The following is a 12,888-nucleotide window of genomic DNA, read 5'->3' on the forward strand; positions in this document are numbered from 1 at the left end:
GATGGAGACTCCCTCCTCCTGATCGAGAGCAAATCATGGACACGCCAAACCTGCACTGAACCCCCCAGGGCATGACCGCACCTCAAGTCGGTTGCGGACGGAAGACTGTGGCGGAGAGTAGGGCTTGCATCACAGTGATCGCGAGCGAATTGTCGACCTATCCCTACGTGACGGACGTCACGTCGCCACCAAAGCGGTTCGGTCACGGCCAAAGCGGGCGCAACGCCACCCGAAATCGATTGACTCACCGTCGGTGACTGCGAAAGCGTTCACGGTGACCACCGCCGCCCCGCCTTCACGGACCGTTCACGGGCGGCCCTAAACGTCATCACGTGGGAGACCCAGCCAATGCCACTCGCTCCGCCGGGGGCGCGCCTCGGCGTGCTCCGAAGCTCACGGACTCCCTCCCGGTGGCTGACCGCCGCCGCCATGGGGCTAGTACTCGTCCTGGCCCCGACAGCGCCCACCGCCTTCGCGGGCAGCCCAGCATCGCCAGGTGGACCGGTCAATCCGCCGATTCCGCCGAGCCTCGCCACGACGATCGCGGCCGCCGACGCCAAGCGGGCCAAGGACAAGCCGGTCGTCACGGCCGCCGACCGGGCACTCGCCCAGGCCAGGGCGACCGGAAAGCGTGTTCCCGTAGCGGAGTTGACGGACGAGTTCAGCGAGACGGTGGCAACCCCCGAGGGCCACCTCGCCCGGACCCAGCACCCCGAACAGCAACGGGTGAAGCAGACCTCCGGCACCTGGGCACCGCTGGACGCGAAGCTCGTCGCCGACCCCGCCGGCGGCTTCCGTCCGACGGCTGCCGCCACCGGTGTGCACCTGTCCGGAGGCGGTTCTGGGCCACTCGGCACACTGACCGGCCTCGACGGGGAGACGCTCGCCATCGACTCACCGTTCCCGCTCACCAAGCCCGTTCTCGACGAGGACGGCGACGGCCTGGTGTACCCCGAGGTCGCCACCGGCGTCGACCTGAAGGTCACCGCGAACAAATTCGGCGGTCTCAACACCGTCCTGATCGTCAAGACGGCCGAGGCCGCCAGGAATCCGCAACTCGCCAAGGTCCGCTTCGGCACCACGACCAAGGACCTCACTGTCACGAGCGACCAGGCCGGCAACCTCTCGGCCACGGGCAAGGACGGCACCGTCCGCTGGCACGCTCCAGTGCCCCAGATGTGGGACAGCTCGACCGGCACGGCCGCGCCCACGACCGCGCCGACCCCCACTCCAACAACTCCGGCCAAGCCCTTCCAATTGGCGGCAGCGGCTCCGGCCGCCGGAACGGCGGAACCTTCCGCGCCGGGCCCCGTCAGCAGCGCCGACGGGCCGGCGCCGGGCGCCAAGGTGGCCAGCATGGCGACCACGGTGTCGGGCGGCACCATCGAGCTGACGCCGGACCGGTCGATCCTGGAGAACGGGCAGGGTCCCTGGTTCATCGACCCCGGGTGGCTCTACGACCGGCGGGAGGGCAACGCCTGGACGTGGACCCAGGAGGCATTCAACACCCCCCGCTACGGACAGACCACGGCGTCCGGTGACCAGTACGCCCGCCCGGGTGTCGGCTACCAGGGCTTCAAGACCCCCAAGGGCAGGGAGCGCTCGTTCTTCCAGTTCGACACCCGCGGTTACGCGGGCACCGTGGTCAGCAAAGCGACCATGGCGGTGTGGGAGGACGAATCCTCGGACCACTCGTGCACCACGTCCTACCTGGTGGACCTCTACCAGACCGGCGACATCAACCGGAACACGGTCTGGTCGAACGAGCCCGGCACCTTCGGGGGCCGGCTGGGCGAAGCACGCGTGGCCGGGTCCGGCTACCCGAACTGCCAGGGCAATGTCAGGTTCGACTACGACGTCACCTCGGTATTCCGGGACTACGCACCCTTCAACGAGACCGTCACGTTCGGCCTGCGGGCCCGCAACGAGGCCGACCTCATGGCGTTCAAGCGACTGGACTACCGCCCGGTGATCGAGGTCGAGTACGACCGAGCTCCAGAGGCGCCGACCAACCCGTACGTGTCGCCGGCACCCGGCACTACCGTGCCCTGGGCCAGTAACCAGGGCTGCGACGGCTCCTCACTGGGCTGGCTCAGCGCCGGGAGCGACTTCAACGGCGCGGTGACCCTCAACGCGACGGTGCACAGCCCCGTGCAGTCGACCCTCTACTCCTGGTCACACATCTGGGACTACAGTCTCCCGGGCGTTCCCGACGTCGACAGCGGACTGTCCTCCGAGGTGGCGAACGGTGCCAACGCGGCCTTCAACGTCCGCAGTGACGTGATCAAGGACGGCCACGTCTACGGCTGGAGCGCTCACTCGACCGATCAGCTCATCGACGCGTCCGGTCCGACACCCACCTGCCGGTTCGGCGTCGACCTGACTCCTCCCACGCTCAGCGTCAAGGGCGTCTACGACACGCTTTCCGAGGCCGAGCTCGCGGACCGGTTCCCGCCGTCCGGCAACGGCCAGGTGAGCCGGAAGCGCTCGGGCGAGTGGGGCATTGTTCCCTTCTCAGCGGTCGACACCGCCCCCGACAGCGGCACGCCGTCCGGCATCGCCTGCGCCCGCTTCTCCTGGGACCCGCAGTTCAGCAACTCCTCCTGGCAGTGCGGCAGCGACATGCCGCAGGGTGGTGTCTCCGTTCTCCCCGGCCATTGGGGAACCAACATCGGATTCATCCAGGTGATGGACAACGCCCGCAACGTGTCCGCGGTGGCGTCGTACGCGTTCTACGTCCCTTGGAACCCCGACGGTCCTCCGCCCGTGTTCGGTGATGTCACGGGCGACAGCGCGCCCGACATCGTGACCACCGACCAGGCCGGCAACCTTCGCGCCTACAGCGTCCCCGGCAACCCGCTGACGAAGAGTCCGGCCGTCAGCCTGGTGGCCAAACCCGCGGATTCCCCGACCGGGGACGGCTGGCTCACCACTCAGTTCGCGCACCGGGGCACATTCACCGGCGGAAACAACATCGACGACGTGATCACTCATGCCCCGGGCGACAAGGTGCTCCGTGTGTACGGCAACCCGGGATCCACCCACTACTACGGACGCATAGATTCCAGTACCGCTCTAGAGAAACCGAAGTGCCAGGTGGTCATCGGCGTCGAGAACTGCTCCTGGCTCACCACGCCCGGCTACAACGCGGCGGACTGGTCGAACACCCTTCGCATCGCGTCCCTGGGTGACCCGGTGAACCCCACCCTGGACTACGGGCTGCAGTTCAAGAACAAGTCCGGCCTGCTCGCCGTCGAAAGCACGAACAACGGCACCGACGCCGCGCTCTGGTACTACCCCGCCACCAACCCGAATGTCCTGGGCAAGCCGGTCCTTCTGGCTGCCTCCGGGTGGCGGAACAAGGAACTCATCACGCCGGGCGACTGGGCCAAGAAGGGCAACCCGGGGCTCTGGACCCGTAATCTGGAGGACGGCCCGGACGGCGAGAAGGGAACCCTGCTCGCCTATACCTTCAACACCGACACGGTAACGGCCATCGACAAGTCCGGCCGGCCCATTCACGACGCCACCAACCAAATCTTGATCGTGCCAACGCTGGCCTCGATCTCCGCTCCCCATCACCTCGGCGGAGTTCCGGTCGACAGATGGCCGGTCCTCGGATCCGATGGTGACCTCACCGGAAACGGTTCCCCCGCCCTGTGGGGCAAGAACTCCAGCGGCCAGATCGACATCTGGTGGGGCGAGACCACCGACCCCGGTGGCGACAATGCGGGCATCGCCTGGCATGCGGGCCCGCAGACGATCGCCGACACCTCGGCGAACCCGCTCTGGTGGGGGCTGGGCGGTGCGGGCGACGTGGACAGCTCCGAGAGCAACCCGCTCTACCCCAATGCGTTCACGCACACTGCCGACCACAACGGTGCCGGCGACCGGGCCACCGCGTTCGACGGCTGGTCCAGTCTCTACCGCTCCACCAACCAGCCCGGGATCGACACCGGCCAGAGCTTCACCGTCGCCGCCTGGGTCAAGATCAACAACACCAACGGCTACCAGACCGTCGTCAGCCAGACCGGCCAGGAGCGCAGCCCGTTCTATCTGCAGTACGCGGCCAATCTGAACCGGTGGGCATTCACCCTTCCGGGCCAGGACTACCGCAATACCGACACCTACTTCACCGCCGCGGACGACAGGGCTCCGGAACCGGGTGCCTGGACCCACCTGGTCGGCACATACAACGCCCCGAGCCGGACCGCCACCCTGTACGTGAACGGAAGGACGGCCGGATCGACGTGGGTCGCGGGCACGTGGCGAGCTACCGGCAGCATCAACATCGGGGGCGCCGTCACCGACCGGTACAGTGCCGCCGAGGATCTGCTCAACGGCGCGATCAGTGACGTCCGGGTATACCCCTACGCGTTCACCGAGCTCCAGGCCAACGCCTTGGCAACCACCAACTCACGGGTCCAGATACGCAGTTCCTACGACCGGGGAAAGTGCCTGGACGACTGGGGCGGAACTGTCAGCACACTCGTCACCGTTTACGACTGCTGGAACGGCGAATCCCAGCACCTCTCGCTGACCACGGACAACAAGATCAAGGTCAGGGGCACCGATGACCGCTGCCTCGGCATTGCCGACGCGCAGCCGCATTGGGGGTCCAAGATCCAGATTCAGTCCTGCGACGGCGCCAGGCCCGGCCAGAACTGGGTGCGCCGCTTCGACGGAAGCCTGTACAACCCGGCCGCCGACAGCTGCCTCGAACTCCCGGGCTGGAGCACCGAGAACGGTACAGCCGTCGGAATCTGGCAGTGCACCGGCAACGCCAACCAGCGCTGGTTCGCCGAGGCCCAGGTGAGCTGACCTGAGCGGGCCGAGGGCCCTGACGACCGGAACCCTCCGCCGCCGCTCGCCCAGGTGTCCCTTCCCCGGATCTCCGTCCAGGGAAGGGACACCGTTCATTTTGACGCCGACCCTTAGGGGCTGTCTCTTCCCGACTCCCCGGACAGCGACGATGATCTCCGCGCTGACAGGCGATCTGTGCGCTGTCGAGACGGGCTGGCTGACTGGGCTGTTCCCCTTGCGGGGGCCTCCCGGCGAGGCCGTGGTCAGGCTCCTCCGGGTGCGACTCTGCGCAGCAGACCGACGGGCAGTTCACTTTCGCCGGCCCCACCGCCATCTCACCTCTACGCAAGGGTCCAGCCGAAAGCCCCGGCGCCCCCGGTGTCCGTGCACGGTGGACGGACACCGGGAGCGCCGGGCTCCTACGACGGGGCAGAGGGCCGGACGTCAGCGCAGCGACTGCGCCACGCGCTGGGCCGGGACGCCCTTGCGTGCGCCCGTCGCCCCGGCGGGCGCCGGCTCGGTTGTGGCCGGGGCCGCGCCCAGGGCGGTGCCGCGGGTCTCCTCGGCCCACAGGACGCACACCAGCAGGCCGAGGGCCGTCGTGCCGGCCGCGATCAGCATCGTCGGACCGGTGCCGAGGCCGGTCAGGGAGAGTGGCAGCAGGTAGGTGCCGACGGCGGCGCCGATCCGGCTCACCGAGGTGGCGACGCCGACGGCGGTGGCCCGGATCTCGGTGGGGAACAGCTCGTTGGGGTAGGTCCAGTCGAGCACGTTCGGTCCGCCGCAGAGGAAGGCGTAGGCGCACAGCGCGGTGAGCGCGACGGCGGCGGGGGCGGTGGGCCACACGCCGAGCAGGGCGAGCGGGACGGTCATCAGGGCGAACGACCAGATGATCACCGGCCGTCGGCCCCGGGTGTCGATCAGGCGCAGCGCGGGGTAGCAGCCGAGCAGGAAGACCAGGCTGATCAGGCCGGTGCCCAGGGTCTCCATCACCGTGCCGCCCGGCATGCCGAAGGACGAGAGGATCTGCGGGCCGAAGGTGAGCATCGCGAAGAGCGGGCCGACCTGGCAGAGGAAGAACAGGCCGCAGAACAGGGTGCGGCGCCGGTAGGGCGGGGTCATCAGCAGGCGCAGCCCGCCGGGCCCGGCGGCCCGCGCGGGGTCGGGCATCAGTTCCCGGCCGTCGACCCGCACGCCGAGGTGCTTCTCGACCACGCGCACGGCGTCACCGACCCGCCCGTTGGCGGCCAGCCAGCGCGGGGACTCCGGCGAGCCGCGGCGGATCACCAGGAAGACGACGCACAGCACGGTGGAGCTGGCCAGCATCCAGCGCCAGCTGCCGGGGCCGGCCAGGCGCAGGAAGGCGTAGCCGGTCACGTAGGCGAGGACGGAGCCGGCGTACCAGGCGACGATCTGCTGACCGAGCAGCCGCCCGCGGTGCTTGGCCGGCAGCCACTCGGCGAGCAGCGAGGTCGCGATGGGGTAGTCGGCGGCCACGGCCATGCCGAGCACGAAGCGCAGAAGGGCGATCGCCCACACCGTGTCCACCCAGAAGGAGAGCACCGAGCAGGCGACCATGACGAGCAGGTCGGCGGTGTACATCACCTCCCGGCCGATGCGGTCGGTCAGCACGCCGAAGAGCGCGCCGCCGACGAACATGCCGACCAGCGCGGCGGCGCCGATCAGGCTGACCTCGGCGGTGGAGAGGCCGAGTTCGGGGCGCATCCCGATGAGGGCGACGCCGACGATGCTCAGGATGTAGCCGTCGAGCAGCGGCCCACCGGAGCAGGCCAGGGCCAGTCTGCGGTGGAAGGCGGTATACGGGGCGTTGTCGATGGTGCTGGACATGGGTCTTCGGGTCCTCCGGAGCGCACGGTGTACTTTCGCACGGTGTGCGCCGGGTAGACGGCAGGGATCGGCACCGCCCGGCGGGTGGTGCCGTCGCCCGGTGTGAGCAGGCGACCGTCCACGGTTGCCCGGGCCGGGAGGGGGCGCCACCGGGCCGAAGGTCGGGCGAATTCGTGACCAAGGTCCCGAAGCGGACGGGCCCTCCGCCCGTGCCGCCGCGGCCCCCGTCCAGTCCTGGCGGGCCCGGGACCGCCTCGGCCCGCCGCACCGCCCCGACGGGTGACCCTCCTCACTCGGGGGCACTTTCCGGGACCTTCGCGGCCCCGGCGGGGGCGTTGTCACAGGGGAGTGCCAGCATGCTGCCCATGCTCGCCACCTGTCCCGACCAGCGCCGCAACGACCCGTCGGACCTGCCCGGCCTGCGGGGTGACTTCGAGGTGCACCTGACTGTGGGGCCGGGCGCCGCCGAGGCGCTGGCCGCGTGGGCCGCCGACCACGGCCTGAAGTTCACCCACATCCTGCTGGCCCGGGGCACGGCGCCCTCCCAGCCGATGCTCACCCTTCGCGCCCGCGGCACGCTGGACGAGACGGCTGCGGCGACCGCGCGCACCGCAGAGCGGCTGGCCCGGGCCGGGTTCGCCGTCCTGCGGACCAAGATCGAGGCCACGCCGTGGGCCGAGGGCGTCCCCGCCACGGACGGTGACGCCGCGGCGCACGGGCCGCACCGGTACTTCGAACACCACCTCAAGCTGCTCCTGCCGCCCGCGGCACCCGTCGGCGCCGCCGCTGCCGACAGCCCCGCTCTCGCAGCCCTGGCCGCCCTGGCCGCCCTCGCCGTGCGGCACGACGCCCACCTCTCGCACAACCCGCGCCGCACGCGCGAGGACGGCCACCGCGAATGGTTCGTCACCCAGCGGTGCCGCCACGTCGGCCTGGACACCGCCGGCCGGCGCCTGGACGCGCTGCTCGCGGACCTCGCCGCCGCCGGGCACCGGGTGCTGTCGGCGGAGCGCGAGTTCGTCGCCGTCGACAGCGACGAGGCTCTGGACGCGGGCTGGATCACCGAGCACGACCACCCGGCCGGGCCCCGCGAAGCAGCGCCCGAACCAGCAGAAGCAGCAGAACCAGAAGCAGCAGCAGCACGAGAAGGAGACCCGCGATGACCGACGAGCTGTCCGCGCCGTCCACCCAGTGGGCAGAGTTGGAGTACGGGCCCTGGCAGGGCGTGCGGCTGCCCCGCACGCCCCCGAGCGAGGAGGTCCGCGAAGACCGCGACCTGCCCCGCAGCGTCCACCCCATCGACGACGAGGCGGTCACCCAGCAGCCCGTCTTCGACCCCGCCCTCGCCTCGTACAGCCGCGCACTGCGCCCGAGCGAACCCGCCTTCACCGACCCGGAGCTCGCCCGGCGCTGGCTCGCCGCCCGCAGGACCGCCCTCGACACGGTGCTGTCCGCCGTCGCCGCCTCCCCGTGGGCCGAGCACCTGGTGCTGCGCGGCAGCGTCCTGCTGCGTGCCTGGTACGGCGAGCAGGCCCGCGAGCCCGGGGACCTGGACTTCGTGGTCCGCCCCGTCGACTGGCAGCTGGAGGACCCCCGCACCGACCGCATGCTGAACGGACTCGCCACCGCCGCCGACCACTTCTCCACCACGGGCGGCGACGAGCAGCACACAGGGGTACGCCTGCACGCCGACCGGGCGCTCAGCGACGAGATCTGGACCTACAGCCGCATCCCCGGCCGCCGGCTCGTCATACCCTGGACGGCGCCCGACGTTCCGGGCGGCACCGTCCAGCTGGACTTCGTCTTCACCGAGCACCTGCCCGTCGAACCGCAGTCCTGCCGGCTCCCCGGGGTCACCGGCCCACTGCTCACCGCGACGCCCCAGCTCTCGCTGGCCTGGAAGATCCTCTGGCTGGTCTCCGACAACCACCCCCAGGGCAAGGACCTCTACGACGCCGTCCTGCTCTCCCGCACCGCCGAGGTGCCCTACGACCTGCTGCGCGCCGTCTTCGCCCAGGCCGACGAGGGCTCCTGGTGGTCACGGTCGCCGGTGCTGCCGCACCACATCGGCGAACTCGAGGTCGACTGGGACGAGTTCGCCAAGGACCACCCGCAGTTCGCCGAGCCGGTCGAGGAGTACCCGGCGCAGCTGCTCGCCGCCCTCGGCGCCACCTTCGCCGGACGCACCGAGTACGCGCTGCGCGCCCAGTGGCTGGCACCGCTGATCGGTGAACTGCGGATGGTGGTGGCGGAGGAGGGCCTGGACGCCGTCCTGCGGCGCACCTCCGAGCAGCACACGGGGACCGCCGACTCCCTGGTCATCGTCTGCGAGCTGCTCGGCGGCGACCTCGACGCCGCCCGGAGGGCCATCGCCGACCACCACGGCGGTGAGGACGACTGGCGCGTGCGCGGACTCGCGGACGCCGCCGAGCGCTTCACCGCCCAGCGCGCCGCCGGCTGACTCCTTCCCGGTGGCACCTCGACCATCCGTCACCTCTCGCGACCGGTGCCCGGCGCCGCGCCGGCCTCACACCCCTCCGGCCCCGGTCCCGGGCTCGGTCCCGTTACCGCCCGGGTGGAGCAGGACGCTCACCCGAGGGCATGCGGGAGGGTGGTGCGGACCCAGCGTTCGGGTTCGGAGAGGTGGGGGGTGTGACCGGCGTGGGGGTAGACGTGGCGTTCGGGTTTGGGGAGGGAGAGGTCGATCAGGTCGAGGATCTCGCCGTACATGGGGGCGCTGTCGTCGCTCTGGGTGAGGAGGACGCGTTCGGTGAACCGGTTGAGGGCGGTGAGGTCGAGGTCGAGGGCGTCCGGGTCTCGGAGTTCGTCGAGATAGGTGGGGGCGTTGCGGATGTAGGTGTGGCGGACCGGGGCCGGGAGTTGGTCCCAGGCGCCCGGGCCGAAGGCGACGGTGTCGGTGTAGAGCTCGGCCGCGGCCGCTGATTCGGCCTGTTCGAGGAGTTCGCGGACCGAGGAGATCCGCTCGGAGAAGGCGACGCCGAGGGGGCGGAGTTCCGGGTCGGCGAGGAGGGTGCCGGTCGCCGGGGGTTCGTGGACGGTGACGCCGCGCAGCAGGTCCGGGCGGGCGGCGGCGAGGCGGAGGGCGACCAGGCCGCCGTAGGAGTCGCCGCAGACGTAGGCGGGGGCCAGGCCGAGTCCGACGATCAGGCCGGCGAGGTCGGCGGCGTCCTCGTAGACGGAACCCTGGGTGAGCAGGTCCTCGCTGCGGCTGTGTCCGCGGCGGTCGTAGGAGACGACGGTGGTCTCCTCGGCGAGCCCCGGCAGTACGCGGACCCAGCTGTCGGCGTCCGTCCAGGAGCCGTGCACCAGCACCACCCCCGGCCCGGCACCCCGGGTCTCGTAGTAGAGCGACACGCCGTTCACCCTGATCTCGGCCATCGAGAGCCTCCCGACCTCGGTCGTGCACCCTCCAGCCTGACACAGAAGGGGGTGGAGGAGGGGATGGAGGGAGGGGCGGGGATCAGATCAGGGGCGGGAAGAGGCCGCGGTCCCAGTGGCCGAGCCAGGAGGCGGTCACGGAGGGGAGCGGCAGGCCGGCGGTCGACTCGTCGTACGGGAGCACGGCCGTCGGCGCGAGCCACCCCTCCCCCGGGTCGATGCGCAGCCGGAGGGCGTGGATCGGCCTGCGGAGGGTGACGTAGAGGCGCAGGTCGGCGGTGGTCGGGGTGTGGGTCGCGTAGTCGGCGTGGACGGTGCGGCAGACGGACTTGATGTCGGTGGTGGCGAGGAGGAGGTACCGGCTGCCCGGCCCGAGGTTCACGCAGAGGCGTCGGCGGGCGGTCTCGCGGGTCGGGTACGGGACGGGCTGGTGGTTGTCGATGTGCAGGCCGAGGTGGAGGCCGGTGTCGGGGTGGGTGTGGGTGGAGGACAGCCCCGGTGGGTCGGTGGTTTCACCGAGAGTGATCGGAAAGGGATCGCCGAGCATTTCGACGAGGGCGGTGGCGGTCGGGACGTCGAAGACGGTCTCCGGGAGCCGGAAGAGTTCGACGAGCCCGCTGTCCCGGGTGAAGACGCTGGGCGCGAACCGCTCCGGGTAGCCGTCCGGGAGCGGTTCCCAGGCGTCTTCCGGGACGGCGACGGTGGTCTCGTACCCCGGTCGGAGGGTGAAACGACGGACGCCGGAGATCTCGCAGCGCGCGTGCAGGCGGGCGGGGTCCTGGAAAGCGATGGCGGCGGGGTGCATGGGGCCTGGTCCTCAGGAGTTCAAGAGGTGGGAGGTGGTGGTGGGGCGGCGGAGGGATCGAGCAACATCCGCACCCAGACCCGCTTTCCGGCCCCCTTGCGGGTGACCACCCCGAAGTCGAAGGCGAGTTGGCGGACGAGGTCGATGCCGCGTCCGCATTCGCTGAAGCGGCGCGGCGCGCGGGAGTGAAGCGGGAGGTCGTGCCGGGGGTCCCAGACTTCGAGCCGGCAGTCGCCGTCGAACTCCTGAAGGTGGAGCCGGACTTCCCCGGCACCGGCGCAGGCGTGCACGACGGCGTTGGTGACCAGTTCGGAGGTGATGAGGACGAGGTCGTCGACCCGGTCGCCGGACCAGCCCCAGGAGGCCAGTCGGTCACGGATCTCCCGGCGGGCGGTACGCACCGAGGTGCTGTGATCGACGAGTTGGGCCTCCCAGGTGCGGAAGGCAGGCATACCCGGAGTGGACATGGAGGAGGCCCCTTCAGGAGCGTGTCCGATCGGTCACGTTGAGTGTGGGGCAGCCTGATTCGAATTTGCAACTCGAACTACGAAAGCTAAAAATAAATTTGTTGATCATGATCCCGGCTTGAGCCTCGTCGCCCTCATGGACAGACTGGTCGCGAACGCCTACAGGGAGGGACAGCTCTTGTCCATGGACAGGTCCACGCTCCGGAGGATCCGACTCGGGGAGGAGTTGCGCGCCTGGCGAGTGGAGAACAACAAGACCCAGATCGATATGACGAGGGGTCTGAAGGGCTGGAACCCGGGCCGCCTGAGCAGAGTCGAGCACGGAAAGGTCCCTGTCGACGCAGCTGACCTCAATCGGCTACTCGATCATTGCGGCATCACCGGCACGGACCGCTCCGAGATCGAGAACCTCATCGGCGACGGGCCCGACCGGAACTGGTGGCAGGACCACGAGTTCGCCGAGACGATCAGCGCGGCGTTCGGCGAGTTCCTCGGCCTCGAAGCCGCGGCCACACAGATGCTCGACTACTACCACTCCGCCTTCCCGGGACTCCTGCAGACACCGGAGTACGCCCGCGAGATGATCTCGGCAGGTCTCGACGGTCTGAGCGAGGATCAGAACGAAGCTGCGGCCGAGATCCGGATGCTGCGCCAGCGCCGCCTCACCGAGGACCCCAGGCTCGATCTGGAGGTCTACTTCGGGGAGGTCGCACTACTGGTGGCCGGTGACGAAGAGATCCTGGCCGAGCAGATCCGCCATGTCATCAAGGTCTCCGAATACCCCAATGTGACAGTCCGGATGGTGCCGCTGAGCGCAGGAAGACCCGGCATCCTCGTCTCCGGGCTGACGCTCCTGCGTTTTCCGGACGAGCCGGATGGCGGCTTTGTCTTCACGGAGGCCGTCGGCGGTATGCTCCCGCGTAGATCGGGACGAGATGTTCGACGAGCCGAGCGGGCTTTCAGCCGCTTGAAGCGGTTCGCCCTGTCGCCTGCCGACACCATCAACGCCCTTGAGAGCAAGTTGGAAGAGATCACGTGAGCGAGAAGCACGACCCCTACGACCACAGTCCCACCGAGGCGGTCTGGTCCAAGTCCCCCTTCTCCGGGGAGAGTAACGGCAACTGTGTGATCGTCGCTCGCTTCCATAACGGCGATGTCTGGCTCGGCGACGACAAGAACCCCGGCCGGCCCCACCTCGCCTTCGACCGCGCCGAATGGACGGCCTTCGTCAAGGCGATCGAGGCTCAGGCTCCCAACTTCACCGCCTGATCGTCGAAGGCCCTGCCCGAGCGGGCAGGGCCCTTCTCCCATACGTAGGAGACCACGTGACTGCCAAACACGACCCCTACGACCACAGTCCCGCCGAGGCAGCCTGGTCCAAGTCCCCGTTCTCCGGCGACGGCAACGGAGACTGCGTGATCGTCGCTCGCTTCCCCAACGGCGATGTCTGGCTCGGCGACGACAAGAACCCCGAGCGGCCCCACCTCGCCTTCGACCGCGCCGAATGGGCCGCCTTCGTCCAGGCGATCGAGACGCAGGCTCCCAACTTCACCGCCTGACGGACAA

At 69.9% G+C, this 12,888-nt stretch carries 10 protein-coding genes; 6 read left to right on the plus strand and 4 right to left on the minus strand.

Annotated elements, in window-relative coordinates; all coding sequences use genetic code 11:
- Window positions 1-429: 429 nt before the first annotated feature.
- A complete protein-coding gene (locus ACIPYS_RS15345; protein ID WP_400746428.1) occupies window positions 430-4,821 on the plus strand; it encodes a LamG-like jellyroll fold domain-containing protein in 4,392 nt (1,463 codons plus the stop codon).
- A 426-nt stretch (window positions 4,822-5,247) separates the two neighbouring features.
- On the opposite strand, the gene ACIPYS_RS15350 is transcribed toward ACIPYS_RS15345, so the two are convergent.
- Window positions 5,248-6,651 (minus strand): MFS transporter, encoded by a 1,404-nt coding sequence (locus tag ACIPYS_RS15350; RefSeq protein ID WP_400746431.1) that lies wholly within the window; start codon window positions 6,649-6,651, stop codon window positions 5,248-5,250.
- Window positions 6,652-7,007: 356 nt separating this feature from the next.
- Between ACIPYS_RS15350 and ACIPYS_RS15355 the strand changes: the two genes are divergently transcribed.
- Together ACIPYS_RS15355 and ACIPYS_RS15360 are read left to right on the plus strand one after the other, a co-directional pair.
- Window positions 7,008-7,814: a hypothetical protein gene (locus tag ACIPYS_RS15355; RefSeq protein ID WP_400746433.1), complete on the plus strand. Its 807-nt coding sequence runs from the start codon at window positions 7,008-7,010 to the stop codon at window positions 7,812-7,814.
- A complete protein-coding gene (locus tag ACIPYS_RS15360; protein ID WP_400746436.1) occupies window positions 7,811-9,112 on the plus strand; it encodes a nucleotidyl transferase AbiEii/AbiGii toxin family protein in 1,302 nt (433 codons plus the stop codon). Before ACIPYS_RS15355 ends, ACIPYS_RS15360 begins: the two co-directional genes overlap by 4 nt.
- 128 nt (window positions 9,113-9,240) lie before the next feature.
- On the opposite strand, the gene ACIPYS_RS15365 is transcribed toward ACIPYS_RS15360, so the two are convergent.
- The 3 genes from ACIPYS_RS15365 to ACIPYS_RS15375 form a co-directional block, all read right to left on the minus strand.
- Window positions 9,241-10,050 (minus strand): alpha/beta fold hydrolase, encoded by an 810-nt coding sequence (locus ACIPYS_RS15365; protein ID WP_400746438.1) that lies wholly within the window; start codon window positions 10,048-10,050, stop codon window positions 9,241-9,243.
- An 82-nt stretch (window positions 10,051-10,132) separates the two neighbouring features.
- Window positions 10,133-10,855, minus strand: a complete 723-nt coding sequence (locus ACIPYS_RS15370; protein ID WP_400746440.1) for a hypothetical protein — start codon at window positions 10,853-10,855, stop codon at window positions 10,133-10,135.
- Between the two features lie 20 nt (window positions 10,856-10,875).
- Window positions 10,876-11,322: an ATP-binding protein gene (locus tag ACIPYS_RS15375; protein ID WP_400746443.1), complete on the minus strand. Its 447-nt coding sequence runs from the start codon at window positions 11,320-11,322 to the stop codon at window positions 10,876-10,878.
- Between the two features lie 118 nt (window positions 11,323-11,440).
- Between ACIPYS_RS15375 and ACIPYS_RS15380 the strand changes: the two genes are divergently transcribed.
- From ACIPYS_RS15380 to ACIPYS_RS15390, 3 genes are read left to right on the plus strand one after another with little or no spacing between them, the layout of a single operon-like run.
- Window positions 11,441-12,361 (plus strand): helix-turn-helix domain-containing protein, encoded by a 921-nt coding sequence (locus ACIPYS_RS15380; protein ID WP_400746446.1) that lies wholly within the window; start codon window positions 11,441-11,443, stop codon window positions 12,359-12,361.
- The gene (locus tag ACIPYS_RS15385) at window positions 12,358-12,591 is read left to right on the plus strand and encodes a DUF397 domain-containing protein (protein WP_400746448.1); all 234 of its coding nucleotides are present in this window, start codon (window positions 12,358-12,360) and stop codon (window positions 12,589-12,591) included. Before ACIPYS_RS15380 ends, ACIPYS_RS15385 begins: the two co-directional genes overlap by 4 nt.
- A 56-nt stretch (window positions 12,592-12,647) precedes the next feature.
- Window positions 12,648-12,881 carry a DUF397 domain-containing protein gene (locus ACIPYS_RS15390; protein ID WP_400746451.1) on the plus strand — a complete coding sequence of 78 codons (234 nt, stop codon included), beginning with the start codon at window positions 12,648-12,650 and terminating at the stop codon, window positions 12,879-12,881.
- Window positions 12,882-12,888: the final 7 nt, after the last annotated feature.

Source organism: Kitasatospora sp. NPDC089913 (assembly GCF_044748625.1).
In the GTDB taxonomy this organism is placed as follows: Bacteria; Actinomycetota; Actinomycetes; order Streptomycetales; family Streptomycetaceae; genus Kitasatospora.

Excerpts from the sequence above, each read along its gene's own strand:
- ACIPYS_RS15370 (WP_400746440.1), bottom strand. The coding sequence starts at position 10,855 with ATGCACCCCGCCGCCATCGCTTTCCAGGACCCCGCCCGCCTGCACGCG.
- ACIPYS_RS15345 (WP_400746428.1), top strand. The coding sequence starts at position 430 with ATGGGGCTAGTACTCGTCCTGGCCCCGACAGCGCCCACCGCCTTCGCG.
- ACIPYS_RS15375 (WP_400746443.1), bottom strand. The coding sequence starts at position 11,322 with ATGTCCACTCCGGGTATGCCTGCCTTCCGCACCTGGGAGGCCCAACTC.
- ACIPYS_RS15365 (WP_400746438.1), bottom strand. The coding sequence starts at position 10,050 with ATGGCCGAGATCAGGGTGAACGGCGTGTCGCTCTACTACGAGACCCGG.
- ACIPYS_RS15355 (WP_400746433.1), top strand. The coding sequence starts at position 7,008 with ATGCTGCCCATGCTCGCCACCTGTCCCGACCAGCGCCGCAACGACCCG.
- ACIPYS_RS15350 (WP_400746431.1), bottom strand. The coding sequence starts at position 6,651 with ATGTCCAGCACCATCGACAACGCCCCGTATACCGCCTTCCACCGCAGA.
- ACIPYS_RS15360 (WP_400746436.1), top strand. The coding sequence starts at position 7,811 with ATGACCGACGAGCTGTCCGCGCCGTCCACCCAGTGGGCAGAGTTGGAG.